The organism is Pseudomonas sp. C9-3 (assembly GCF_032392015.1).
GTDB classification, from domain to species: Bacteria; Pseudomonadota; Gammaproteobacteria; order Pseudomonadales; family Pseudomonadaceae; genus Pseudomonas; species Pseudomonas nitroreducens.
In genome coordinates this window covers 6,155,275-6,179,725 of sequence record NZ_CP135919.1, presented here as the reverse complement: position 1 = coordinate 6,179,725, position 24,451 = coordinate 6,155,275, and the positions used below count along the sequence as shown (strand labels likewise).

Below are 24,451 nucleotides of genomic sequence, written 5' to 3'. Positions count from 1 at the left end.
GCTCAGGCGGCCTGGCCCTGACTGAATTCGACGATCTTGTAGAACGGCACGGAGCCGGCGCCCGCGACTTCCAGGACCGGGCCGTCGGCGCTGACGCGGACGTTATGAACCAACCCGGACACTTCGATGCCCGGCGTCTCGCCGCTCTCGGTCTTCACTGCGAGGCTGTATTTGCCCGGCTTCAGGCCGAGCGCTTCGGGGTCCACGGTGAAGGGCACGGCGCCCGGCTCCTGCGGGCCGAGGGTGATGTCGGTGCGCACGCCGTTGGCATCGGTGAGCTGCAGCACGGTGGTGGCCGAGGCGTGTTCCAGGTTGATCTGCCCGCTGACCTTGTCGCCGTCCAGTTGCAGGCTGTCGGCGCTGACCTTCACTTCCTGGCCGACCAGGCCGGCGGCGGTGAGGGTCTGCAGGTTGTCCATCAGCACCAGGTTGTTCTGCTGCAGGGTGGTCATGTTCTGCATGCTCTTCACCTGCGCCATGGCCGAGTACTGGTTGATGAACTCGGTGCTGTCCACCGGCTTGGTCGGGTCCTGGTACTGCACCTGGGCGACCAGCAGGGTGATGAAGCTGTTCTCCATGTCGCCCATCTCGCCGAGATTCACCGCCTGCTTGGGCGTGCCGGACGACGTGCCGTTGGTGCTGGTACCGCTGGTGTCGTTGTTCACCGTGCTCATCAGGCGTCTCCCAGTTTCAGCAGGCTGGATTGCATGCTCTTCACCCGGTTGAGCACTTCCACACCGGTCTCGAAGCTGCGGGTGGCGGACATCATGTCGGTCATCTCTTCGATCTCGTTGACGTCGGGGTAGTAGACGTAGCCGGTGGCGTCGGCCAGCGGGCTGCCCGGCTCGTAGCGGCGCTGCGGGGCGCGGCCGGAGGTGACCACGTCGAGCACCTGCACGTGGGCGCCGCCCATGCCGGCGCTGCGGGTGAGCTGGTCGTTGTCGTAGACGGCGGCGAACATCGGCTTGCGCGCCTGGTACACGTCGTCGGGCCTGGCGGCCGCGGAGTCGGCGTTGGCCAGGTTGCTGGCCACGGTGTTCAGGCGCACGGTCTGCGCGTTCATCGACGAGCCGGCGATGCGGTAGATGGAATCGAATGCCATGGCGTCAGCGTCCCTCGATGGCCTGCTTGAGGCCGCGGAATTTCATGGTCAGGAAGGTCAGGCTGGTCTGGAAATCCATCGCGTTGCGCGAGAACTCCGCCTGCTCGGTGGCCAGCTCGACGCTGTTGCCGTCCTGGGAAGGCTGGTTGGGAATGCGGTACTTCAGCTCCATCGATTGCGGGCCTGCGCTGGCCAGCAATGCCGACGGGTTGCCCTGGCGCTGCATCTCGGCAGCGAAATCGATGTCCCGCGCCTTGAAGCCGGGGGTGTCTTCGTTGGCCAGGTTGGAGGCCAGGATTTCGCTGCGCTGCATGTGCAGCGAGAGGGCTCTCTCGTGGAGACCCAGGGTCTCGTCAAACCGTATACTCATTCCCGCAACCCATTCTCATCGTTCGGCGTGCGTGGCCATTCAGCACAAAGCATGCCGACCCCTGAAGGTCGCTTCATGTCGTTGATTTACAAGGCGTTTATTGAAACAAAAAAACGCGGGCGCAACGCGTCGTTTCCGCTTTTCGCGCGCCACACCGGGGTATGCGGAAAAGCGCTTTCCGCCTGCTTCCTCGTCCTCCTTCCCGCTCTTGCGCAAGCGCAGGATGCCCGCGCGCAACTCGACGCCGCCGCACAGCGACTGATCGCCAGCGAACTGAAGAGCGAAGCGAAAAAGCAAGGCTGGAACGGCATGACCTTCAGGGTCGCCAACAACCTACCCAACAGCCTGGCCAAGCTGCCGGCCTGCCCGAGCGAGCCGCAATTGCGCGAGAGCGAAGCACCCGCCTCGGCCACCGCCCGGCGCCGGCTGGAGGCCAATTGCGTGGGGCAGCCCGGCTGGCCGGTCTACTTCACCAGCCAGCCCGCGGTGTTCCTGCCGGCCGTGGTCGCCAGCGACGAGATCGAGCGCGGCCGGACGCTGGAGCCAGGGCAGCTGAAACTGGCACCGCTGGAGATCGGCAAGAGCTCGCGCGGCTACTTCACCCGCATCGATGAGGTCACCGGCAAGACCGCTCGCCGACGCATCCGCACCGACCAGCCGCTGAGCCCGGCGCTGCTCGACGGCGCGCTGCTGGTGCGCCGCGGCCAGCAGGTGAAGATCGTCGCCAGCCAGGACGGCATCCAGGCCAGCGCCGCCGGCGAGGCGCTGGCCAACGGCAAGCAGGACGAGGTGATCCGGGTGAAGAACCTGCGCAGCCAGAAGGTCATCGACGCAAAGGTACTGGCCTCGGGAGAGGTGAGCAGCATCTTCTGAGTGCTGCGGACCACTTTACGCAGGATGGGTGGAGCCCGTGCGGCGATCGTTCGCGAGCAAGCTCGCTCCTACAGTAAGCCGGTCGCTCCAGCGTGCTCTTCGTAGGAGCGAGCTTGCTCGCGAACCGCACGGCAGATTGCTCATCGCGGACGGAGCCCGCCGCTACAGAAACCGCCTCAGGTCCACCAATACCGCACGAAGTGGAAGAACACCGGCGCCGCGAAGCACACAGAATCCAGGCGGTCGAGCATGCCGCCGTGGCCTTCGATCATGTGGCCCCAGTCCTTCACCCCGCGGTCGCGCTTGATCGCCGACATCACCAGGCCGCCGAAGAAGCCGAGGATGTTGATCATCAGTGCGATCAGCAACGCCTGCCAGAAGGCGAACGGGGTAATCCACCACAGCGCGCCACCGATCAGCGTGGCCAGCGCCACGCCTCCGACGAAGCCTTCCAGGGTCTTGGACGGCGACAGGTTGGGGGCGATCTTGCGCTTGCCGAAGAGCTTGCCGCAGACGTACTGCAGCACGTCCGACAACTGCACGACGATCACCAGGAAGGCGATCAGCAACAGGTTGCGGCCCTCGTAACCCTCGATGTTCAGGGTCAGCAGCGCCGGCACGTAGGAGATGCAGAACACCGCCAGCATCAGCGCCCACTGCACCTTCGAGGCGCGTTCGAGGAAGTGCTTGGAGTCGCCGCCCAGCGAAGCGAGGATCGGCAGCAGCAGGAACACGTAGACCGGAATGAAGATGGAGAACAGTCCGTACCACTGGATGCCGATCAGCAGGTACTGCATCGGCAGCACGAAGTAGAAGGCCGCCACCAGCGCCGGGTAGTCGCTGCGCCGGGTCGGCATCAGCGTAAGGAACTCGCGCAGGGCGTAGAACGACACGCCATAGAACAGCAGGATCACCGCCCAGTAACCGAGGGCGAAGGCGCAGCCGATCACCGCGACCATCACCCACCAGGCATTGATCCGCGCGTTGAGGTTGTCGATCACCACGTGCGGTCCCGCCGGCGCGCGCCAGCGCAGCACCGCGCCGACCAGCGAGGCGAGAACGAGGATGCCGCCGATACCGGCGAACAGCAGCCAGGTCTGGTTCATCTCAGCGACCCTCCGGCGCGGCGAGTTTCAGCAGCGCCTCGCGGGCGCGTTCGAGGAAGGCGTCCTTGGCCTCGCCCTCCTGCACCGCCAGCGGCGCACCGAAGCTCAGGGTGCACAGCAGCGGCAACGGCAGTGCGCGGCCCTTGGGCATCACGCGGCTGAGGTTGTCCAGCCATACCGGCACCAGTTCGACCTGCGGATGCGCTTTGGACAGGTGATAGATGCCGCTCTTGAAGGGCAAGAGGCGCACCTCCTCGTCGAGGTTGCGCGTGCCCTCGGGGAAGAGGATCAGCGAATCGCCGTCGGCCAGCGCCTGCTCCACCGGCTCCAGCGGATTGCCGCCTTCTGCGCCGCGCGTGCGGTCGATCAGCACGCCGTGGAACACACGGTTGATGATGAAGCCGCGCAGGCCGCCCTTGCCCCAGTAGTCCATCCCGGCGACCGGGCGCGTACGCGCGCGCAGTTCGGGCGGCAGCGAGGCCCAGAGCAGCACGAAGTCGCCGTGGCTGCTGTGGTTGGCGTAGTAGATGCGCTGCGCCGGGATCGGCGTGGTGCCGATCCACAGGCTGCGCAGGCCGGTCACCGCGCGGGCACCGGCGATGATGGCGTAGGCGAACAGTCGTTCCAGCATTGCGGGGGCGTTCCTCAGGATTGGAAAGTCAGGGCGATCAGGCACAGCAGCGCAACGAGCCACTGCACCGCACACAGCATCACCTGCCGACGCAGGAGTTTCAGTGCGCCACGGCTACGCTCGCTCCAGGTGCGACCGGACATTTCCGCGGGCACACCGACATAGGTGGCCAGGGCATCGTCCAGTTGCCGGGTTTTCTCCGGCAGCGCCTCTCCGGCGTTAGCCATGGCCTCGAACAGATCGGCGTCCAGCGCCACACGCATGGCGTAGAACTTCTGCACCAGGCCGAGCAGCACCAGCAGCGCCATGCTCAGGCTGAACGCCAGCGTGGCGCTGGCCATCAGCGCGCCATAGAAGCCCAGCGCCAGCGCGAGCACCGTCAGCGCCGAAGACAACCCATTGAGACTGCTGCCGCGGCGCAGCAGGCTGGCCACCAGGATCAGGCCCGGATCAACCGACATGACTCACCTCTCGTGATAGTTGCGGCTGCCCGGCGACCTGCGCCAGCACCGCCAGTTGTTCGGCCTTGAGCACGATGTGTGGACGCGCGCGGCGAATCTGCGCCACCGCGTCCCCGACCGTGGCCGCCTGGCCAGATAACAGCAGCCACGCGGCCAGGACCGTCGCACTGCGCGAATAACCCAGGGCGCAGCAGACCAGCAACGGGCCACGCGCGCGAAGTTCGTCGATCAAGGCGGCGCCCAGTCGACACTGATCGACGCTGGGCGCAATCAGGTCGAGCAGCGGCAGGCTCGCGTAACGATCGTCATGCGCAGTGCAGGGAAGCTCTGCGCACAGGTCGAGCACCCCCAGCTCGGGCCGCGCCTTGCGCTCCGCCGTGCCGGGCAGGCGACCCAGCCAGAGCCCGGTCAGCACCTCATCGGGCTGCGGGTGCTGGCGCGTCCACGCGCGGGAGTTGATCCAGGCGGCCAGCCGATAAGGCGCCAGCAGCCAACAGGCAGCCAGCGAGTGCCGGCCCTCCGCGCGCTTCTGGAAGCCCTCCGCGCCGATGCCCAGGTAGCACAGCGCAACCAGCGCCAGCGATACCGCCGGCCAGCACAACCAGAGCCAGATGCCATCTCCACTCAGCGCCAACATCCCGCAAAGCGCCGCGCCGATGGCGTAGAAGACGGCTAGTCGAAGTCGCCGCGGATCGGTGCTCAGCATCCAGGCGGCCAGCGGCGAACGCCCTTCCCGTGGCCACAGCCAGAGGCAGAAGAAACCGGCCAGGGCACCCGTCGGCACATCAATGAAGTGGTGCTGCCAGGTGGTCAGTACCGACAGCCCGATCAGCGCGAACCAGCCATGCAGCAGCCAGCGCCAGACCCCGCTGGCGTAGCGCCCGTAGGCCGCCCAGAGCACCACCAGCAACGCGATATGCAGCGAGGGCGCCTGGTTGAACGGCTTGTCGAAGCCCATCAGCACGTCAAACAGCCAGCCGAACAGGCCGTCCAGCGCCGGGCGCTCGAAGCTGAAGCGCAGCGGGAACAGCAGGAAACAGCTGACCGCGATCACCTGCGCCGTGAGCAGCCGCAAGCCGTGGCTGTCCAGTTCGCGGCGGGTGCGTGGCAGCAGGAAGGACAAGCCGTAAAGCAGGTCGATCGACCAATACGGAATGATCGTCCATGGCCACAACGGCATGCCGCGTTCCCAGTCGAACACCAGCACGCCGACCGTCTCGCGTTGCCCCGTCACCCAGTTGGCGAAGCCGTAGCTGGCGAAGAAGAACGGCGCGAGGCACAGCAGCCAGATCACCGCCCGGCGAAACACGCCGGGCTCGCGCGGCGGCATCGCTGCGCCCATCAACGGCGCTCCCGGCGCGCCAGCGACACGGTGAAGATGCCGTCCTCGTCGATGCGCTGGGCCAGCTTGCGGAAGCCCGCCGCCTCGACCAGTTGGTCCATCTCCAGTTGCGTGCGGCGGCGCATCACCCAGGCCTGTCCGGCGCGGTGGCTGGTCAGGGCGCGGGCGATCAGCTCCAGCTGCGGGTGCCAGGGCTGGCCGGTGTAGATCAGGTAGCCGCCCTCTTCCACCGCTGCGCCGAGGCCGGCCAGCGAGCCGCTGACCATGGCGTTGTCGGCGAACAGCTCGTAGAGACCGGACACCACCGCCAGGCTCGGTTTCGGCTCTACAGCGGCCAGGTCAGCGCCATCGAAGGCATCGCCCTGGACGAAGCGCGCACGCTCCTTCAACCCCAGGCGCTCGATCAGCGCAGAGCCTTCGCGCACGTTCAGTTCGCTGTAGTCGCGCAGCAGCACGCTTTCCGGCAGCGGCTCGACGCCCTGCAGCGCTTCGAGAATGTAGCGCCCGTGGCCCGCGGCGATATCGAGGATGCGCACCTCGCGGCCCTGCTCGCGCAGGCTGGCCATGGCCAGGCGCAGCAGTTCCTCGATGTGCACCTTGCGCTGGCGGATGCCGCGCCAGCCGGCGGACTCCAGGTAGGTGCGGTCGATCATCCGCCCCACGGGCCCCGCGCCGGCGGGCTGGTTGCGGTAGACGTAATCCAGCGTGCTGCCGGAATCGAAGCCGGTCTGGAAACCGAGGTTGATGCCGTCCGACAGCAACCGGCCGAGGCGCATGTTGGCGCGGGTCGCGCGCCAGTAGAGGTCGCGGATCGACCAGCTGGGCAGTGGGCTCGCCAGGGCTTCTGCTTCGGCGCAGGTGTAGCCGAAGCGATCGGCGTCGCGCAGGTCCGGGCGCTCCGGCGCGCGGGCAAAGCATTCGAGAATGAAGCGCCGGGCACGGGTCACCGCCTGCTCGCGGTTCAGCTCGCCGAGGGTGTCATGGAAGAAACCGGGCAGGATGTGCAGTTCCTTGCGCGCCGTGCCGAGGTTGTCGAAGAAACATTGCTGCGGTTTGCGGTGCACCACGAAGTCCGAACCGGAGATCAGCAGCTGGGTAGGCACCTGGATCGCCTGGGCGTCGGCGACCACGCGATCAGCCGCTTCGTAGAGACCCAGCAGCACGTTCACCGAGATCGCCTTGGCTATCAGCGGGTCGCTGTCATAGGAGGCGATGCGCTCGGGATCGTGGGTGAGGAATTTCGCCTTCACGTAGCTGTTGACGAAGAAGTTGCCGCGCCACGCCCTAACCAGCTTCAGGCCCGGCCGGGCGAAGGGCACGTAGAGCTTGACCTTGAACGCCGGCGAAGCGAGCACCAGGCTGCGGATCGGCGGGGCGTAGTCGTGGACCCAGGTGGACGCGACCACCGCGCCGACACTTTGCGCCACGACGGCCATGTCGCTGATGGCGATGCCGTGGGTGGCAGCGATGTGCTCGACGAAGGTTTGTACATCGCGAACGCTGGTGCCGAAGCTTGGACTATCGCCCCGCGCTCCCGGCGACTGGCCGTGGCCGCGGGCGTCCCAGGCGAAAACGTCGAAGCCGGGCAGGTCGAGCTCGTCGGCCAGGTGGCCGATGCGGCCGGAGTGTTCGTGGCCCCGGTGGAACAGCACGACCGCGCGGCGCGGCTCATCGTCGGCGGGCACCGCCGGCCAGTGGCGATAGAACAGCTCGACGCCGTCGTGGGTGATGAAATGGTGATTCGAAGACTCGCGCATAACTTCCTCTGTTTCGATGGCTTGCGGGACAGTCCTGTCCCCTTCCTGACACGACAGGCCCTTGTTCAGCCGGCCTGTTGTTCCTTCTGTTCAGCCAGCCCCTGGCGCACCCGGTTGACGATAGTCAGCACCAGCAGCAGCGCCAGCAGCACCAGCAGCGGGTCGAGCCAGGACAGCGGCAGCAGTCCACTGGCCACGCCTGCACCGAAGACGCCGAAGCACAGTGCGCGGTCGCTCTTGCCCATCGGCCCGTCATAACGCCGCGAGGCGCCGACCATCACGCCCAGCACCCCGGCGTATTCGCTGATCATCGCCAGCAGCACCACCAGCACCACCAACGCCGGGGTCACGCCCGGCAGCAGGGCGAACGGCAGGTACAGCGCGCTGTCGGCGATCACATCGGTCAGTTCGTTGAGGTAGGCGCCCAGCTTCGACTGCTGGCCGAACTCGCGGGCGAGCATGCCGTCCATGGCGTTGAGCGCCATGCGCAGGAACATCCACAGGGGGATCAGCAGGAATATCCAGGCGTGGCTGGCGAGCAGCGCGACGCTGAGCGCCACCAGCAGCGACAGGCCGCAGGCGGCCAGCGTCACCTGGTTGGCGGTAACGCCGCGCTCGTGGAGACGGGTGACCTGGGGGCGGAGCAGGTTCTGGAAACGGGACTTGAGCTGGTAGACGGAGATCATGAGGTTCCTTTCTCGGGGTTCGCACGGAGCGGTTCACACGAACTATCCACAGCCTTGTGGACCTGGGGAGCTTAGCTGCACCTCGGCGTCGGGGCTGTCAGACATGTCTCAAGAAGATAGATGAACGATCCCAGGCAAAAGGACACATGACCGTGCACGTCGATGCCGGCGGCGCGACTGCCGGCACCGTCGGAATCCCCGCGCCAAAAATTTTTCCAGCGCCCTTAATCCTTCCCCGCGAGCTGTCGCCTTACCCCTTCAGCAGGCACAACGCCGGCTTCATTCAGCTCATACAGGAAGTCCACCATGGCCTTGTCGATTCAAACCAACTACTCCTCCCTGATCACCCAGAGCAACCTGGGCAAGACCAACAACCTGCTGGCCACCAACCAGCAGCGCCTGGGCACCGGCCTGCGGATCAACTCCGCTGCCGACGACGCCGCCGGCCTGCAGATCGCCACCCGCCTGAACGCCCAGTCCCGCGGCATGGACGTGGCCATGCGCAACACCAGCGACGCCATCTCCCTGATGCAGACCGCCGACGGTTCCTTCAGCGAACTGACCGACATCACCCAGCGCATGAAGGACCTGGCCACCCAGGCCGCCAACGGCACCAACTCCAGCGACGACGGCAAGGCGCTGTCCGCCGAGTTCAACGAGCTGGGCAAGGAACTGAAGAACATCATCGCCAACACCAAGTTCGGTGGTGACGCGCTGTTCGGCGTCGATGGCGCCAGCGGCAAGTTCGGCACCACCGGCGGCGTGACCTTCCAGATCGGTTCGGACAAGGCCGAGACCCTGACCGTCGACGTCACCACCCAGCTCAAGGCCGTGACCGATGCCTTCGGCGCGCTGACCACTCAGTTCCAGGCCACCAGCGCCGACGGTACCGAGCTGGAAAGCATCACTGGCGCCAACGGCTCCATCGACAAGGCCAACGATGCCCTGGACGCCATCGGCGCCCTGCGCGCGCAGTTCGGTGCGAACATCAACCGCCTGCAGCACACCTCCAACAACCTGGCCAACATGAAGGACAACACCGACCTGTCCAAGGGCCGCATCATGGACGCCGACTTCGCCGTCGAAAGCGCCAACATGAGCAAGAACTCCATGCTCATGCAGTCCGGCATCTCCATGCTAAAGCAAGCTGGCCAGATGCCCAGCATGATCATGGGCCTGCTGGGCTAAGGCCCGGCCAGCGCGAGGCGCCTGCCTCGCGCGCCCTGATTCTGCAGCGCCCCGCCTCGGCGGGGCGTTCTGCTGTCTGCGGGTACGCTGACAAGCGGTGTTACGACTTGCGGTCGCGGCGCAACCCGTCTGCGCCAGTGGTTTCAAGGCTTGTGTGAAAATTGCAAGCACGAGTGTGCAAAATTCAGAACTTGCACCCACATTTTTCTGACGTCAAAATAATGCCTCTGCCTCCATGGACAAATGGAGTTTCCCCGCGACCGTCAAGGGAGCGGCTGGCAAGGGCTCGATGAACACACTCACTTCACCGCTACCGGACAGCCGGCCGATCGCCTGCCTGAAGCTCCGGACTGGCCGTTCCGATTGCGTCGCGCAGTTCTATCCCGCGCTCTATCAACTCGACCTCGACCGTGACGGCCAGGTGGAGCGTATCGACCTGGGTTTCTCCGGCAGCCGGGTACTCGAACGCCTGTTGCAAAGCCCCGGAGACGTGGTCGCCCGCGACGAACTGCTGACCCACGCCTGGTCCGACCGCGTCGTCGGCCAGGGTAGCCTCAACCAGCAGATCTACACCCTGCGCCAGGTGCTGGCGGACGAGAAGCAGCGGCAGATCATCCAGACGCTGCCGCGCCGCGGCTACATGTTCAACCCGCAGTACCTGGTGGACCCGGCGAGCGAGCCGGAAGCGGAAGTGGCCGATGCCACACCGGAAGTGATTCCACTGCAGAGCCCCGCAGCCGCCCCGCGAACGCCGAATCTGCGGCGCCTGAAATTCGCCGCGGCCAGCCTCTGCATCCTCGGCCTGCTGGTCCTCTCCGGCGCCTTCTACTACACCCAGTTGCGCAGCCCGGTCCTCACCACCGAACAGAACCTGGGCTCGCTGCAGATCACCTACGTCGAAGACAACGAACAGGACCTGCAACGCCTGATCCGCAACACCCGGCCGCTGGCGCACCAACTGGCCGACCTCGCCACCCGCCCCATCGGCCTCATGCTGCACATGACCTCGGGCTTCTACGAACTGGTCTGCGTGCAACCCGAAGGCAACTCCAACTGGTTGCTGATCCACGAGAGCCAGGTCGCCCGGATTCCCCAGGAGCAGTTGCGCAAGTGCCTGAACTGAACCTACGCCGCCAGGCCGGCGTGGCCCGCCGCTGCCTGGTGATCTCGCTGTTCGGCGTCGCCTGCCTGGCGCTGGCGCTGGGAATGCTGTGGAAGCACGCGCGCAGCACCTCGGCCATCGACGGCCGCTACGCGTCCTCCGGGCAGGTGCTGCTGGGCAATGGCAAGGTGCTGGAAATCGCCCAGACCACCATGTTCCACGAAGGGCGCTTCTACTCGATGATCCAGCAGGACGCCAACATCCTCGAGGTCTCGGGCAACGTCGGCAGCGACCTGGGCGGGCGCTACCAGTTGCAGGTGGAAGAGAACAGCATCAGCAACCTGCAGGCCGACAGCGGCCTGGACAGCGAACTGATCTTCAACCTGCTCTACGGGCGCCAGCGCGGCGCACGCATCACCCTCGAACCCCTGGGCGAATGCCTCTACGGCGTGGAAACGCGCCAGGTGTTCTGTCCGCGCCACCCGCGCGATCGCTGACCCGCTCACAACTGCAACGCCGGCTTGGCCGCTGCCGCGGGTGTCGACGCCTCGACGGCCGCAGAAGCCGGCGCCTCGGTCTTCTCCGGTTGCGCTGGCCGCGGCTCAACCAGCTTCGCGCCGGAGGCCGAGTAATGCACCTGCGCGTAGCTCTCGCCGAAGATTTCCCGGTAGAGGCTCTCCGCCCTGTGGGTCAGCAGGAGGATCTCGATGCGCCGGTTGGCGCCGCTCTCCGGGTCCTCCGGACGTAGCGGCATGACGTCGGCCTGGGCCGCCACCTGCAGCACATGCGCGGCAGGCAGGCCGCTGTCGACCATCACGTTGCGCGCGCGCAGGGCGCGGTCGCCGGAGAGGTTCCAGTTGTTGTAGCCATCGGGCCGGCGGTACTGCACCGCATCGGTGTGGCCGCTGAGGATCAGTTTGTTCTGCACCTTGGACAGCACGCCGGACAGCGCGCCGAGCAGCGTCTGGAAATGCGGATCGAGGGTCGCCTGGCCACGGGCGAACATGAAGCGCTGCTGGTCGTCCTTGATCAGGATGCGCAGCCCCTGCGGTACCACCGTCACCTCGATGTTGGCCAGCGCATCGACCTTGCCGGACACCTCGCGGATCAGCTCGGCCAGTTCGCGCAGGTCCTCGTTGCTGTCGTACTGGCGGCCATCCTGCTGCGTGCTGGCGTCCTTCGCCTGCTCGCCGGCCTTGCCCTGCTTGCCGGCGTCCAGGGCGAGTTGCGGCGCCGGTTTCTCCGGTGTCTTGATCGGTTGCGGCATGCCGTCGAGCTCGACGGGCGTGCGGCTGGCGCCATCGAACACGCCGGCGCCGCCATCCACCACCGGGTTGGCATCCTGGTCGCCCACCGCCACCGGTTGCGGCTCGGTCTGCGGGTGAACGATCCACAGCACCATGAACAGCGCCATCATCGCCAGGGTGAAGTCGGCGAAGGCGACCTTCCAGGCGCCGCCGTGCTCGTCATCGTGGCCCTTCTTGCTGCGGCGCTTGATGATGACTTCGCTGTGCTTGTCGGCACGTTTCTTCATGCTGCGTCCCGCTCTTCCTCAAAGCGGGTGACCCAGGTCTCCAGCTGCTTGAAGGCCGGCTTGACGTCCTGCTCGATCAGCTTGCGGCCGGCGTCCACCGCCAGCAGCGTGGGCTTGCCGGCGACGTGGGCGACCAGGGTGGTGCGCACGCATTCAAGCGCCGAGAGCTCGGTCTTCACCCGCTGCGCCATGGCGTTGGACAACGGGTCCATCAGGCAGTAGCAGACGAAGATGCCGAAGAACGTGCCCACCAGTGCGGCGGCCACGTGGGCGCCGATCTCGGCCACCGAGCCGCCGATGTTGCCCATGGTGATGATGATCCCCAGGATCGCCGCGAGAATGCCGAAGCCGGGCATCGCCTCGCCGACCTTGTGCAGCGACTTGGACGGCTGCAGCAGGGCGTGCTCCATGGCGTCCAGTTCCTGTTCGAGGAAACCTTCCAGCTCGTGAGCGCTGATCTTGCCCATGGCCATCAGGCGGAAGTTGTCGGCGATGAACGCCATCAGGTTCTTTTCCTGGAGGATCAGCGGGTAGCGGGCGAACAGCTCGCTCTGGTCCGGCTCCTCGATGTGCGCATCGAGCACCTTCAAGCCGCCGACGTCGACCATCTCCAGCAGCTCATAAAGCAGCATCAGCAGCTGGCGCTGGAATTCCTCGCCGCGGCGCTTGAAGACGAACACGCCCTTGATCTGCGAGCACATCTCCAGCAGCACTTCGCGGGGGTTGGCGACGACCAGGGTGCCCAGGCCCGCGCCGAGGATGATGATCATCTCCGCCGGCTGCCAGAGCGCGCGCAATTCGCCGTGGGCCATGGCGTAGCCGCCGAGCACGCAGGCGATGATGATCAGGGCGCCGATGATTTTCTGCATGGTTTGGGATTCTTCAGGGAGTGTCGGGGGTGTTGAGGAAACGGCTGCACTTGCCGATCGCCTGCTTCATCAGCTGGCAGATGCGCGCATCGGTCAGCTCCAGCACCAGGGCGATTTCCTTGAGGTTCAGTTCGTGCTGGTAATACAGATTGAGGATCAGCCGCTCGCGCTCATTGAGGCGCTCCAGCGCCTGGGCCAGCAGGCGTTCCTTGAGCACGCGCTCTTCCAGCGCATCGCCGCTGGCCTGCACGCCGTCATGGCCACTCTGCAACAACGCGTCGAAGCTCTCGATGGCCTCGGAGGATTCGGCGCGCAGGTAATCCTGGTAGCCCGCCTCGTCGAGGCCGGTGGCGGCCAGCACTTCCTCGTCGCTGGGCACGCGGCCGAGTTGGCGCGCCAGCGCGCGGATCGCATCGCGCACCTTGTGCGCCTGCTGCCGTACCTGGCGTGGGCGCCAGTCCTGGCGGCGCAGTTCGTCGAGAATGGCGCCGCGGATGCGCAGCGCGGCGAAGCGGCCGAACTGCTCGTCCGGCTCGCCGTAGCGACGCAGGCCTTCGAGCAGGCCCATCAGGCCGATCTGCTCCATGTCCTCGCGGTCCAGCACCTGGTTGGCCTGCAGCGACAGCTGGCTGACGATGCGCCGCACCAGCGGCAGGTACTGCATCATCCAGCGCTGCTCCGCCGCCGGCGACAGGCGCGCATGGCCGCCTTCGGGGCTGTCGTAGCCGCCGACGCCACTGGCATAGCCGTGAACAGGATCGCGAAGGGCGTGCATGGCGGCCTACTGGACGATCATCTTGCTGAGCAGCACGTGCTCGAAGGGCACCACCACCTTGCGCGCAGCGAAGTCGTCGATCACGGCCTTCTCCAGGCGCGTCTGCACCTCGCCGATGGGCATGGCGCGCAGTACTTCGAACTTCTCCGGCGTCAGGTTGGCGACCACCGAGCTGCGCACCATGGGCGCGACGCTCTCCAGCTTCTTGCGCTCCTGCTCGGCCTTGGCCTGCAGCACGAGGTCGATCACGAAGTAGTGCTCGCGGTCTTCGCCGCGGGAACTGACGATGATCTTCTCCACCGGCACGAAGAGGTACTCGGCGCTCTCCTGCTCTTCCTCCGTTGCATCTTCCTTGGCTGCCTCCTTGTCGGAAGCGGCGGCGGCCGGGGCGAGGCTGGCGGACTTGATCATCTTGTAATTGACGAACACGCCGCCCAGCACGACGGCGATATTCACGATGAGCATCAGTAGAACGAGACGCGGCGTGGACATGAGGTTTCTCGAAAAATCCTGTGGGGGTGCGGGCCGCGGGCGGCCTACACGGTAATCAGTACATCGCTGTCGCCACGCGGCGCGGAGCGCTCGCCCGCCTGCGCATCACGCGGGTTGGCGGCGACCGTGAGCGGCTCTTCGGCAAAGCGCTGGCGGTTCTGCTGGCCCTGCTGGCCGGACTGCGAATCGGACGAAACCTGCACGTTGACCTGCAGGAAGTTCTGCCCGACCAGCTCCTGGCGCAGACGCTCACTGGTGTTCTGCAGCAGGCGCACAACGTCGCCGTTGGACGCGGAAATCTGCACGTTGAGCTGCCCGGCCTCATGGCGCACGAGGATTTCCATGGCGCCCAGCTCCGGCGGATCAAGGCGGATCGTGGCGTTCTGCACGCGCTGGCCGAGTTGCAGCTCGACGTTGTCGCGCAGGGCGCTGACCATCTGCTCGCCCCAATGGGCCTCGTTGCTGCCCTTGAGGTGCAACGGCTTGTCGAACAGCGGCGACGCCGGTGCAGTAGACGAGGCCGGCGTGCTGCTGTCGGTCGCCGGAAGACGCGCGTCGAGCGCGCCGGCGGGCATCGTCGGTACGGCGGATTCCGGGGTCTGTGCGGCAGCAGCCAGGTGCTGTTGCAGCAACGTCTGCGCCTGGCTCTGGGTCGCCTCGCGCGGTGCCGGCTGCGCGGGTGCGGCCGGCGCTTCGGGCAGGTCGGCGGGCGGCAGCAGCACGTCTTCGAGCTTCACTGCGGCGGGCGCCGGCTGCGCCTGGCCATCCACGGCCTGGGTGGCGAAACCGGCCACCTGGGCATGGGTCCGGGCCGTCGGGTTATCCCGTGTCTGCACCACCAGCCCAGCCTGGCCAAGCATGCCGGCGAGCCAGTTTTCCGCACCGGAGGGCGATGCTTCTTCGCTTGCCCGGCCCTGCGTATCGTCGTCGCGGGTATCAACGGGCAACGCCTCCGGCGGCAGCGCAGCCTTGGCTTGCTGCACCGGTTCCTCGGCCTGCGCGGTATCGAACTGGGCGAGGAAGGACTGCACGCTGATGGTTCGCTCGCCGGCGTTCGACTGCGCCGGCGGCTGCGCGCGGAATCCCGCCACAGCGGCAGTGTCGCCGCCGTCGCGGCGCGAGTCCTGCGAACGCGCCTCGGCCACCGGGCGTGCCGCGCGGTCGGTGGTCGGCAGTGATTGGGTCGGCAACTGGATCACGGTCTATCGACCCTCCTGGTACGTATCCACCTGCATGTACGCCGAGCGACCCTCGGCGTATTCCAGGTGCGAGAGCAGCAGGCGGCGCAGGCGCTCGCACTCTTCGGCACAAGCCTGCGACGCCTGCTCGTGCAGACGTTTCAGGTGCTTCTTGGCCAGCAGCACGTCGGCGGCCAGCCCGGTCTGCGATGACATCGCCACCAGTTGCGCGCGGATCGCCAGGTCGACCTGCCCCATGGCTTTCCAGTCCTTGCGCTGCAGCGCCGCGCCGAGCCGTTCGTACAGCTCGAGCAGGCGCCGGCGATCATCCACGGGCGGCACTCACGCCCTCCCAGCCTTCACGCAGGATGCCCAGCAGGCGCACGACCTCATCGATCCCGGCGACTTCCAGCGACACACTGACGTCGGAGAGCCGGTAGATGCAGTAGTCATACAGGCGCGCCAGGCCCTGCACGGTCTCGCCGCCGTTCTCGTAGTCGAGTGCGCCGTTGAGGCCGTTGAGGATGTTCAGGCACTTCTCCAGGGAGCGGCCCTTCTGCTGGTAGCGCTTGTGCTCGATATGCCCGCGGGCGCGGGCCAGTTCGTCGAGCAGGCCGTCGAACAGCACCAGCACCAGTTCGTAGGGCGAGGACGAGGCGGCCTTGGATTCCAGGTCGATCATCCGGTAGCTGTCGTAGCTTTCGTTCATGCCGTAGGCGGTCATCCGAACATCCCGCTGGTCTGGTCCATCGACTGCATGGTCTGCATCATCGAGGTGTATTGCTTGAGGTAGCGCGCGTAGTAGGTGTCGTACTGCTTCTGCAGGTTGTCGTAGTCATCGTTGACGCGGCGCAGGCTGTTGTTCAGGGCGTCCTTGCGGTTCTTCATGACGCCATTGGTGCTGTTGGTGTAGACGGCGACACCCTTGTCCAGGCTGTCGAGCAGGTTGCCCTTGCCCATGAACAGCTTGTCCAGGGCCTCGGGTTCGCTGGCGATGGCTTTCTCGAAACGAGTGGCGTCGAGGGTCAGCTTGCCGCTGCGGTCGGCGCTGATGCCCAGGGTGATCAGGTTGGCGCCGCCGAAGCTGGTACGGACCATCTGGTTCAGCGCGTTCTCGATGGCGCGCACGCTGGAGTCGCCAGCCAGGGCGCCGCGCGCGTTGCCGTTCTGGTCGCCGGCGGCGGTCAGGCTGTCGATGGTGCTGGCCAGGGCGTTGAAGGCGTCGATGAAGGTCTGCACCTTCTTCTTGGTTTCGCTCTGGTCCTGGGCGACGGTCAGGCGGATCGGCTGTTCGCCGGATTTCTGCGCCTGGGTGAAGGTCGCGCTGACACCATCGATGATGTTGTCGAAGGTGTTGCTGGCGTTGGTCAGCAGCATGCCGTTCTCGCCACCCAGGCGGACGCGGGCGTCCTGGGCCTTGGACAGTTCTTGCGGGTTGCCGATGGCGTTCTCGAAAGCGCTGTTGGCGCTGTCGGTGCCGCTCAACGACAGGCTGATGGCATTCGCCGCGCCGGACTTCTCCGCGCCCAGCACCAGCGAGACCTGGCCGTTGCTGCGTACCAGGGTGGCCTTGACGCCGGTGTTGTCGGTGGCCTTGTTGATTGCGGCGGCCAGTTCGTCCAGCGAGTTGGCGCCGTCGCCGTCGGTGTCGATCTTGCTCAGGTCGATGTCGAACGACTTGCCGTTCTGGCTGAGGGTCAGGGTGCCCTGGGTATCGATGTCGCCGGCCTGCAGGCCGGAGAACGACAGCTGGTGGCTGGTGGCGAGCTGCTCGACGAAGAAGTCGTAGCTGCCGGGCACGGCGTTCTTGTCCACCTTGGCGGTCAGGTAGCCGTCCTTGCTGGTGGTGGCGCTGTTGACCAGCATGCTGGTGTTGCTGCCGGTCACGCCCTGCAGGCTCTTCACTGCCGAGGAGAAGGTCTTGAGCGTCGACTCCAGGGAAGTCACCGCGGTCAGCTGGGACTGGTACGACGACTTGTTGCGATCAGCCTTGTTCAGGCCGTTCTGCACTTCGTACGTGGCCAGCTGCTGAGCCATGCTTTTGACGTAATCGGAATCTATGGTCGCCATCTGAATCCACCTCTTTGTGCCCCCTCTGCATAAGGTCAGGAGCAATTACGATGCCAATGCCGTAAGGCCCGCCGTTCAAGGCTTTGCAGGCTTTCCGGGGAGAAGGCGAACTTCCGCCCGGCGTGGTTTGGCGCGCAGCGGGAAGCGGCATTTCCGCCTACCGGGCGCGCGCCCTGATGCAGAGGAAGGGCGACCGTGGGGAGGGATTCGTTAAGCCATTTCGGCAGGTTGTTTTTCGAGGGAATCCTGCACGGGGGCGGCCCTCTCCCCCGCCCTCTCCCTGAAGGGAGAGGGAGCCGATCGGCGTGGCCGAGAGGCACGGAGTTCCGCTTGATGCCGTACGGTCCCCTCTCCCGCTTGCGGGAGAGGGCTAGGGTGAGGGGCTTTGTGCGCTGCACAGAGGCACAGGAACTCGCGTAGGAGCGGACTCCGTCCGCGATAGGTCCGCATCGCGCCGGAAACCATCGCGGACGGAGTCCGCTCCTACGAATTCGGTCAGTACAACTGCCGCGAATACACCGGCTGCTCGCGCGGATCGCCCATCAGTTGGCTGAGGATGTCATGATGCATCGCCAGCAGCTTGCCGTTGCGCTCGTTGAGGCGCTTGCATTGGGCGGTGAGCTGGCCCAGTTGCTGCCACTCCTGCTGGAGCTCCTCGCGGCGCGGCGGCTGGTAGTTGGACAGCAGCGTACGCATGCCTTCAGCGTCCATCGGCAGCTGGAAGGCGCGCAGCACGCGGCTACGGCGCTGCGCACGGCCGGCGACGGCATCGAGCAGCGCCTGGATATCGGGATTCAGCGCGTCGATCTGCGCACTGTCCCGCGCCAGCAGGTGGCGATACAGCTCCTGCAGGCGCTCGCGCAGCGCCAGGCAATCGCGGCCATCCTGCTGGATGTCCTGCTCGATCACCTGCAGCAACCGCGCGCGCTGGGTCATGCGTCGCTGCCGCGATGGTAGGAAAGAATGCTGGTGGCAAGCAGGCGGGTGTCGTTGGCCAGGTCGCCATTCATCAGGGCGCGACGGATTTCGGCAACCCGGTCCTGGTCCACATCAGGCATGGCGCGCAGGGTTTCCTGCATCTCGTCCAGGCGCAGCGAATCGCTGACCGGCGCGCTGGCGCTGGCCTCTGCCACGGGAGCGGCGCGCTCGCTGCGTGCGCTCTTGGCGGACTCGCTGGTGGCCAGCGCGATGCTGGTCAGTTGCCGGGTGATTTCCATGATCAGTATCCGAGTATTTTTGGGGCTTTCCCTCAGAGGGCGACCGCCCCGAAGGAAAACTTAAATGCCGTGTTCAGAGTTCGCCAAACCGATCGTAGGTTCCGGCGTAGGGCGCATAACGCGGAACGCGTTATCCGCCATGTCCGCCATGTCCGCCATGTCCGCAGGCCAGACTCAAGCCCTGGCACGCCACCAGGACTGCGCAGCGAGGCCATCCTGGATTTTCTGTTCCTGCTGCGCAAGCTGCGCCTGCCATTGGCCGACCTTGGCCTCGATCACCTGGGTCAGCACCTTCTCGCTGCGCATCGCGGCCAGCAACTCGCCCTGGATGCGCGCCAGGGCCTGCTCGGCGACCTCCAGCTCGCGGCGCTGCAACTGCAGCATCTTGTGCAGCGTCACCTTGTACTGTTGCTGGTTGTGCCGCTGCAACGGCGTGCTGGTGGCGACACTGAAGCCGCACAGGCGGTCGAGCCCGGTGATGTTGTTGCGGTAGCGCTGGCACAGCGTCTGCTGGTAATTCACCCGGCCCAGCAGCTCGCGGACCTTGCCGCCACGCACGTCGGCGAGGCGCCCGAGCATGTCGATCTGCGCCTTCATCAGCGGCTACCGACGATGCTTTGCAGGGTGGCGACGCTGTTGCCGAGCTCGGCGCCGTCCGCCGTTTCCTGCCTCAGGTAGCGCTCCAGCATCGGTGCCAGCTGCACCGCGCGGTCGGTCTTCACGTCCATGCCCGGCGTGTAACCGCCCAGAGGGATCAGCTCCTTGATGCGCTCGTAGGTGCCACTGAATTCCTTGAACTGGCGCGCTGCAGAGAGGTGCACCGGGTCCGCCACCTGGCTCATGCAGCGGCTGACCGAGGCGCCGATGTCGATGGCCGGGTAATGCCCGACATCCGCCAGGCGCCGCGAGAGCACGATGTGCCCGTCGAGGATGGCGCGGGCGCAGTCGACGATCGGGTCCTGGTGGTCGTCGCCCTCCGCCAGCACGGTGTAGATGGCGCTCAGGCTGCCGGTCTCGCCTTCGCCGTTGCCGGCGCTCTCCACCAGTTCCGGGAGCATGCCGAACACCGACGGCGGGTAGCCCTTGGTCGCCGGCGGTTCGCCCAGGGCCAGGGCGATCTCGCGCTGGGCCATGGCGTAGCGGGTCAGCGAATCCACCAGCAGCAGCACGTCCTTGCCCTGGTCGCGGAAGTAGGCGGCGATGCTGTGGCACAGCTCGGTGGCCTTCAGGCGCATCAGTGGCGATTCATTGGCCGGCGCCACCACCACCACGGCCTTCTGCAAGCCTTCCGGGCCGAGGGAGTGCAGGATGAATTCCTGTACCTCGCGGCCGCGTTCGCCGATCAGCCCGACGACCACCACATCGGCCTTGGTCTGCCGGGTGATCATCCCCAGCAGCACGCTCTTGCCCACGCCGCTGCCGGCGAACAGGCCGACGCGCTGGCCCTTGCCCAGAGTCAGCAGGCCGTTGATGGCGCGCACGCCAACGTCCAGTGGCTCGGACACCGGGCGCCGGCGCAGCGGGTTCACCTGCGGCAGCTCGGTGGGCAGGGGATGACGGCCGGCGAGCTTGCCGAGGCCGTCCAGCGGTTCGCCGAGGCCGTTGACCACGCGCCCCAGCCAGGAATGATCGATATGCAGCACGGCTTCGTCCGGCGCCGGGAAGACCCGCGAGCCGGAGGTCAGGCCGACGGGCTTCTTGAAGGGCATGAGGTAGGTGATGTCACGGTTGAAGCCGACCACCTGCGCCTCCAGGCGCTCGCCGTCGGCGACTTCCACGTAGCAGCGCTGGCCGGTCATGCGCCGGCAGCCGAGGCTTTCCAGCAGCAGGCCGGAGACGCGCACCAGGCGACCGCTGACCCGCGCCAGCTGGACCGAATCCAGCGAGCGCAGCGCTTCTTCGAGCTTGAAGCCGTCGCCCAGGGCCACGTCAGTCTTCGTCCTGCAAGTGCGCGCTCAGCGCTTCCATGCAGCTGTCCAGGCGCTGCTGGCAACCGATGTCGGCTTCCGCCTGGGCGGTGACCACACGGCACTCGCCCAGCGCCAGGCGCTCGTCCGGCACCAGGCGCCACCTGGCGGCGCGCTCGGGGTTCAGTTCGCGGATGCGCGCGCACTCTTCCGGGTTGAGCAGGATCTGCACCTCGCCCTGCTCGCCCGGCATGGCGGCCAGCGCTTCCTCGGCCAGTGTCAGCAACTGCGTGGGGTTGAGCGTGAGTTCGACGCGAATGACCTGCCTGGCCACTTTCTGCACCAGCTCCAGCAGCTCTTTCTGCCGCGCGTGCTGGAAGGCCTGGTGATAGTCGGTGAAGGCAGCGACGGCGGCCTGCAATGGCGCACTGGCTTCGTCGAACACTTGCCGGCCAGCGGCACGACCTTCCTCGCGGCCCTTGCGCAGGCCATCCTGGCGACCGGCTTCGAAGCCTTCGCGCAAGCCTGCCTCGTGGCCTTCGCCGACGCCGTCCTGGTAGCCCTTCTCCAGGCCTTCCTGGAAGCCTTCGGAGATGGCGCGCTGGCGCGCGGCCGGGTCGCTGTCCCAGCCGTGGTTGTCGGCGCTGGCGGTCGCGCAGCGCGGCGGGAAGCGATACGGGCGCCAGGCGCGGCTGTCGGCCTTGATGACTTTGATCGCCATGCGCGGTTACTCCACCGTCTGCTCGCGGAACAGCTGCACCTGCAGGTCGCCCTCGGCGGCGAGATCGCGCACAACGCCCATGATCTCCTTGCGCACCTGCTCCACGCGGCTCAGCGGCACCGGGCCCTGGCGGCGATTGATCGACTCCATCTGCTGCATCTGGCGCTTCGGCATGGCGCCCTGGATGGCGCGCACCAGCTCGGGTTCGGCGCCTTTCAACGCGACCACCCACTCGTCCAGCGGAATGACTTCCAGCAGGGTCTGCAGCACTTCCTGGTTCTGCCGGGAGAGGATGAAGAAGTCGTACATCTCATCCTCGATCCTGCCGACCAGGCTGTCGTTGTGGGCGCGCAGCAGCTCGAACATCTGGTTCCGGTCGCCCTTGAAGCGGTTCATGATGTCCGCCGCCTGCTTGACCCCGCGCACTTGCGAACCCTGGGTGGAGAGCACGCGCAGGCTGCGGTCGATCAGTTGTTCCAGCTCGGCGATGACGTCGCTGTTCACTTCGCTGAGGTTGGCGATGCGGAACAGCAGTTCGTCCTGGCGTTCGGCGGGCATCGCCTCGAGCACGTCGGTGGCCATGCCCGGCGGCAGGAAGGCGAGGAACACCGCCTGCATCTGCGCGTGTTCCTTGGCGATCAGCGCGGCGAACTGCTTGGGATCGATCCACTCCATGCGCGCCATCTTGGCGCGGATTTCCTCGCCGTAGATGCTGTCCAGCAGGTTGCGCGTGATGTCGCTGCCCAGCGCCTTGCCGAGCATGCCGGCGAGGTAGGAGCGCGACGCGCCCTTGATGCTGGACTGCAGCTTGTAGTCGTCGAAGAAGCGCCCGATGACGTCGGAGACGGTGTTCTGCTTGACGTTGGACAGCCGCGCCATCGCCTGGCTGATGCTGACGATCTCCTCGCGGCTGAAATTGCGCAGGATGCCTGCGGAGGCTTCGTCACCCATGCTCAGCATGAGGATCGCCGCCTGTTCCAGCGAGCTCACGGCGCGCATCTGCGGGCCGCGCTTTTTCGGTTCTTCAGGCAGGCTCGTGTCGGTCATTGCGGCCAATCCAGTGCTTGATCACTTCCGAGACCCGTTCCGGGTCGTTCTTCGCCAGCATCTGCAGATGCTCGATCTGGTGTTCCAGCCCCGACCCCGGCGCCGGCAGGCGGATCTCCGAGAGCGGGTTCAGCTCGCCGAGGACGTTGAGGCCGCCGACGGTTTCATTGGAAAGCGCCAGGCGCCGCTCGGCATCCAGGGCCAGCGGGTAGTCGCCGGCCCCCTCGGGCAAGGCTGCGGTAGCTGCCGGCTGGGCGCGCTGGGTCAGGCTGCGTACTGCCGGGCGCACGCCGAAGAGCAGGAACAGCAGCGCGATCAGGCCAAGCACGGTGTAGCGCACCAGGGATTGCAGGGCGCTGCTTTCCCACCAGCTTGCCGAGGACTCTTCCACCGCGGTGGCGGCGAACGGGAACACGCTGACGGTGATCAGGTCACCGCGCTGGGCGTTGAAGCCCACTGCGCTCTTCACCATGGCTTCCAGGTCGGCGCGCGCCTTGTCGGTCCAGCCGCCTTCGGGCGCGGTGGAAGCGTTGATCACCACCGCCACGCTCTGCTGGCGCAGGGCAAAGGCCGGGTACTTGATGTGGGTGACGCTCTGGTCGAAATCGTTCTGCCGGGTGGTCTCGTTGCGGGTCGAGGTCGCGGCCTTGTTGTCGGTGCTGGCGGTCTTGCCGTTGCCGGCCGGGGCGTTGGCGTTCTGCGCCTGGCCCTGCTGCGCCTGCGGCGGCGGCTCCGGCGGACGGTTGCTCAGCGAGCCGGGTACGCCGAGGGCCAACTGGTCGAGGGTGGTCTCGTTGCGCAGCGATTCACTGCGCAGGCGCGGCGCCTCGCCGTAGGCCTGCAGGGTTTCTTCCTTCTGGCTGAAGTCGATGTCGGCGGAGACGCTGATGCGGTAATTGCCCAGGCCCAGCACCGGCGCCAGCACTTCCTCGACGTTGCCCACCGCCTTGCGCTGGTACTCGTCCACCGCCTGCCAGTTCTGCGACGGGCCGCCGGCGCCATTGATGCCGCGCGATAGCAGCACGCCGTTCTGGTCCACCACGCTGACGTCTTCGGGCTTGAGCTGCGGCACGCTGCCGGCCACCAGGTTGACGATGGCGCCGACCTGCTCCGGGCTCAGCCGCTGGCCGGGCGCGAGTTGCAGCAGCACCGAGGCCTTGGCCGGATCGCGACGGCCCACGACGAAGGAATTGCTGTCCTCGCGGGCGACGTGCACACGCGCCTGCTCGATGCCCTTCAGGCCCATGATGGTCCGCGCCAGCTCGCCTTCCAGGCTGCGCTTGAGGCGCACATCCTGGAGGAAATGGCTGGTGCCCAGCGGCTCGTCCTTGTCGAACAGCTCGTAGCCGGCCGGCACCGATACCTTCACGCCCTTGGCCGCCAGCAGCATGCGCGCGCGGGCCAGGTCTTCCTCGCGCACCAGCACCTGGCCGCTCTGCGGGTGCAGGCGATAGTCGAAGGCTTCGGCGTCGAGTACCTGCATCACGTCGGCGGCCGGGTAGGCTTCGCCGGCGCCGTACAGCGGGCGATAGGCCCCCTGGTCGCGCCACAGGTAAAAGACCACGGCGGCGGCCAGCAGCGCGGCGCCCAGGGCAATGCCGAGCAGCCCCAGGCGCGGGTCGAGCTTGAGTTTGTCGAGCGGCAGGCGCCCTTTGAGTTTCTGCAGCACTGTCAGTCCTTACAGCGGCATGCGGATGATTTCGTCGAAGGCGCCGGTGAGCTTGTTGCGCACCTGCAGCAGCGCGGAGAACGACACGCTGGCCTTCTGGCTCTGGATCATGGCGCCGACCAGGTCGTCGCTCCGGCCGCTGTCCACCGCGGCCATGGCGGCGCTGGACTGGTGCTGCTCGGCATCCACCGAACGCAGCGCCTGCTCGAAGCTGGCGCCGATGCCCTGTACCGGCGCGTTGCCGGCGAACTGCGCGGCGGGACGCACGGCCGGGCCGCTGGCCAGGTCGGCGTAGCGGTTCATCCGGTCCAGCATGTCCTGCTGCACCTGCATGATCGAACTCATGGAAGGTCT

General features: G+C 66.6%; 29 protein-coding genes. 4 read left to right on the top strand and 25 right to left on the bottom strand.

The annotated features are described in order from the left end of the window. Positions 1-2: 2 nt before the first annotated feature. The 3 genes from RS899_RS28345 to flgB are packed head-to-tail and all read right to left on the bottom strand — an operon-like array spanning position 3 to position 1,472. Entirely contained in the window at positions 3-674 is a 672-nt protein-coding gene (locus RS899_RS28345; protein WP_024766302.1) for a flagellar hook capping FlgD N-terminal domain-containing protein, read from the bottom strand. Next, entirely contained in the window at positions 674-1,102 is a 429-nt protein-coding gene (gene flgC, locus RS899_RS28340) for a flagellar basal body rod protein FlgC (RefSeq protein ID WP_024766301.1), read from the bottom strand. The genes RS899_RS28345 and flgC overlap by 1 nt, the downstream gene beginning before the upstream one ends. A 4-nt stretch (positions 1,103-1,106) precedes the next feature. Further along, positions 1,107-1,472, bottom strand: a complete 366-nt coding sequence (gene flgB / locus RS899_RS28335; protein ID WP_054909518.1) for a flagellar basal body rod protein FlgB — start codon at positions 1,470-1,472, stop codon at positions 1,107-1,109. A 309-nt stretch (positions 1,473-1,781) separates the two neighbouring features. Here flgB and flgA point away from each other — a divergent pair, with 309 nt between their 5' ends. Next, positions 1,782-2,345, top strand: a complete 564-nt coding sequence (flgA, locus tag RS899_RS28330; protein WP_315808603.1) for a flagellar basal body P-ring formation chaperone FlgA — start codon at positions 1,782-1,784, stop codon at positions 2,343-2,345. 176 nt (positions 2,346-2,521) lie between these two features. Here the strand turns inward: flgA and RS899_RS28325 are convergent, their stop codons facing one another. From RS899_RS28325 to RS899_RS28300, 6 genes are all read right to left on the bottom strand, one after another. Further along, the gene (locus tag RS899_RS28325; RefSeq protein ID WP_315808602.1) at positions 2,522-3,451 is read right to left on the bottom strand and encodes a phosphatidate cytidylyltransferase; all 930 of its coding nucleotides are present in this window, start codon (positions 3,449-3,451) and stop codon (positions 2,522-2,524) included. Position 3,452: 1 nt separating this feature from the next. Next, positions 3,453-4,082 carry a lysophospholipid acyltransferase family protein gene (locus tag RS899_RS28320; RefSeq protein WP_024766296.1) on the bottom strand — a complete coding sequence of 210 codons (630 nt, stop codon included), beginning with the start codon at positions 4,080-4,082 and terminating at the stop codon, positions 3,453-3,455. A 14-nt stretch (positions 4,083-4,096) separates the two neighbouring features. Beyond that, on the bottom strand, positions 4,097-4,543 hold the full coding sequence (locus tag RS899_RS28315; RefSeq protein WP_233296988.1) for a hypothetical protein: 447 nt from the start codon (positions 4,541-4,543) through the stop codon (positions 4,097-4,099). Further along, complete coding sequence (locus RS899_RS28310; protein WP_315810479.1) at positions 4,533-5,873, bottom strand: phosphatase PAP2/dual specificity phosphatase family protein; 1,341 nt, start codon at positions 5,871-5,873, stop codon at positions 4,533-4,535. Before RS899_RS28310 ends, RS899_RS28315 begins: the two co-directional genes overlap by 11 nt. 11 nt (positions 5,874-5,884) lie before the next feature. After that, a complete protein-coding gene (locus RS899_RS28305; protein ID WP_315808601.1) occupies positions 5,885-7,642 on the bottom strand; it encodes a bifunctional alpha/beta hydrolase/class I SAM-dependent methyltransferase in 1,758 nt (585 codons plus the stop codon). Positions 7,643-7,707: 65 nt separating this feature from the next. Further along, positions 7,708-8,328 (bottom strand): CDP-alcohol phosphatidyltransferase family protein, encoded by a 621-nt coding sequence (locus RS899_RS28300; RefSeq protein ID WP_037017143.1) that lies wholly within the window; start codon positions 8,326-8,328, stop codon positions 7,708-7,710. Between the two features lie 306 nt (positions 8,329-8,634). Here RS899_RS28300 and lafA point away from each other — a divergent pair, with 306 nt between their 5' ends. The 3 genes from lafA to RS899_RS28285 all read left to right on the top strand — a co-directional run bounded on the left by lafA (position 8,635) and on the right by RS899_RS28285 (position 11,115). Further along, on the top strand, positions 8,635-9,516 hold the full coding sequence (gene lafA, locus RS899_RS28295; protein ID WP_315808600.1) for a lateral flagellin LafA: 882 nt from the start codon (positions 8,635-8,637) through the stop codon (positions 9,514-9,516). A gap of 289 nt (positions 9,517-9,805) precedes the next feature. Then, positions 9,806-10,639, top strand: coding sequence for a winged helix-turn-helix domain-containing protein (locus tag RS899_RS28290; protein ID WP_315808599.1), 834 nt, complete (start codon positions 9,806-9,808; stop codon positions 10,637-10,639). Then, positions 10,627-11,115 (top strand): hypothetical protein, encoded by a 489-nt coding sequence (locus tag RS899_RS28285; protein WP_139093095.1) that lies wholly within the window; start codon positions 10,627-10,629, stop codon positions 11,113-11,115. The genes RS899_RS28290 and RS899_RS28285 overlap by 13 nt, the downstream gene beginning before the upstream one ends. Before the next feature lie 5 nt (positions 11,116-11,120). Here RS899_RS28285 and RS899_RS28280 read toward each other — a convergent pair whose 3' ends face one another. From RS899_RS28280 to RS899_RS28205, 16 genes are all read right to left on the bottom strand, one after another. Then, the gene (locus tag RS899_RS28280; RefSeq protein WP_082450758.1) at positions 11,121-12,152 is read right to left on the bottom strand and encodes an OmpA family protein; all 1,032 of its coding nucleotides are present in this window, start codon (positions 12,150-12,152) and stop codon (positions 11,121-11,123) included. Continuing rightward, positions 12,149-13,021 carry a flagellar motor stator protein MotA gene (gene motA / locus RS899_RS28275; protein WP_024766288.1) on the bottom strand — a complete coding sequence of 291 codons (873 nt, stop codon included), beginning with the start codon at positions 13,019-13,021 and terminating at the stop codon, positions 12,149-12,151. Before motA ends, RS899_RS28280 begins: the two co-directional genes overlap by 4 nt. 13 nt (positions 13,022-13,034) lie before the next feature. Next, on the bottom strand, positions 13,035-13,796 hold the full coding sequence (locus RS899_RS28270) for a FliA/WhiG family RNA polymerase sigma factor (protein WP_054909510.1): 762 nt from the start codon (positions 13,794-13,796) through the stop codon (positions 13,035-13,037). Positions 13,797-13,802: 6 nt separating this feature from the next. Next, positions 13,803-14,288, bottom strand: a complete 486-nt coding sequence (locus RS899_RS28265; RefSeq protein ID WP_054909509.1) for a flagellar basal body-associated FliL family protein — start codon at positions 14,286-14,288, stop codon at positions 13,803-13,805. A gap of 44 nt (positions 14,289-14,332) precedes the next feature. Further along, positions 14,333-15,487, bottom strand: coding sequence for a flagellar hook-length control protein FliK (locus RS899_RS28260; RefSeq protein WP_315808598.1), 1,155 nt, complete (start codon positions 15,485-15,487; stop codon positions 14,333-14,335). A gap of 3 nt (positions 15,488-15,490) precedes the next feature. Further along, positions 15,491-15,808, bottom strand: coding sequence for a hypothetical protein (locus tag RS899_RS28255; protein ID WP_024766284.1), 318 nt, complete (start codon positions 15,806-15,808; stop codon positions 15,491-15,493). After that, positions 15,792-16,190 carry a flagellar export chaperone FliS gene (gene fliS, locus RS899_RS28250; protein WP_037017149.1) on the bottom strand — a complete coding sequence of 133 codons (399 nt, stop codon included), beginning with the start codon at positions 16,188-16,190 and terminating at the stop codon, positions 15,792-15,794. Before fliS ends, RS899_RS28255 begins: the two co-directional genes overlap by 17 nt. After that, a complete protein-coding gene (gene fliD, locus RS899_RS28245; protein WP_315808597.1) occupies positions 16,187-17,536 on the bottom strand; it encodes a flagellar filament capping protein FliD in 1,350 nt (449 codons plus the stop codon). Before fliD ends, fliS begins: the two co-directional genes overlap by 4 nt. 495 nt (positions 17,537-18,031) lie before the next feature. Further along, a complete protein-coding gene (gene flgN, locus RS899_RS28240) occupies positions 18,032-18,472 on the bottom strand; it encodes a flagellar protein FlgN (protein ID WP_233296983.1) in 441 nt (146 codons plus the stop codon). Continuing rightward, positions 18,469-18,753 carry a flagellar biosynthesis anti-sigma factor FlgM gene (flgM, locus tag RS899_RS28235; RefSeq protein WP_196912515.1) on the bottom strand — a complete coding sequence of 95 codons (285 nt, stop codon included), beginning with the start codon at positions 18,751-18,753 and terminating at the stop codon, positions 18,469-18,471. Before flgM ends, flgN begins: the two co-directional genes overlap by 4 nt. 174 nt (positions 18,754-18,927) lie before the next feature. Then, a complete protein-coding gene (locus RS899_RS28230) occupies positions 18,928-19,350 on the bottom strand; it encodes a flagellar FliJ family protein (RefSeq protein WP_024766279.1) in 423 nt (140 codons plus the stop codon). After that, a complete protein-coding gene (fliI, locus tag RS899_RS28225) occupies positions 19,350-20,681 on the bottom strand; it encodes a flagellar protein export ATPase FliI (RefSeq protein WP_054909503.1) in 1,332 nt (443 codons plus the stop codon). Before fliI ends, RS899_RS28230 begins: the two co-directional genes overlap by 1 nt. Position 20,682: 1 nt before the next feature. Next, positions 20,683-21,381, bottom strand: a complete 699-nt coding sequence (gene fliH / locus RS899_RS28220) for a flagellar assembly protein FliH (protein ID WP_315808596.1) — start codon at positions 21,379-21,381, stop codon at positions 20,683-20,685. Between the two features lie 6 nt (positions 21,382-21,387). Beyond that, on the bottom strand, positions 21,388-22,428 hold the full coding sequence (locus tag RS899_RS28215) for a FliG C-terminal domain-containing protein (RefSeq protein WP_024766276.1): 1,041 nt from the start codon (positions 22,426-22,428) through the stop codon (positions 21,388-21,390). Beyond that, positions 22,406-24,097: a flagellar basal-body MS-ring/collar protein FliF gene (fliF, locus tag RS899_RS28210; protein WP_054909501.1), complete on the bottom strand. Its 1,692-nt coding sequence runs from the start codon at positions 24,095-24,097 to the stop codon at positions 22,406-22,408. Before fliF ends, RS899_RS28215 begins: the two co-directional genes overlap by 23 nt. A gap of 9 nt (positions 24,098-24,106) precedes the next feature. Further along, on the bottom strand, positions 24,107-24,442 hold the full coding sequence (locus RS899_RS28205; protein WP_054909500.1) for a flagellar hook-basal body complex protein FliE: 336 nt from the start codon (positions 24,440-24,442) through the stop codon (positions 24,107-24,109). Positions 24,443-24,451 lie beyond the last annotated feature (9 nt).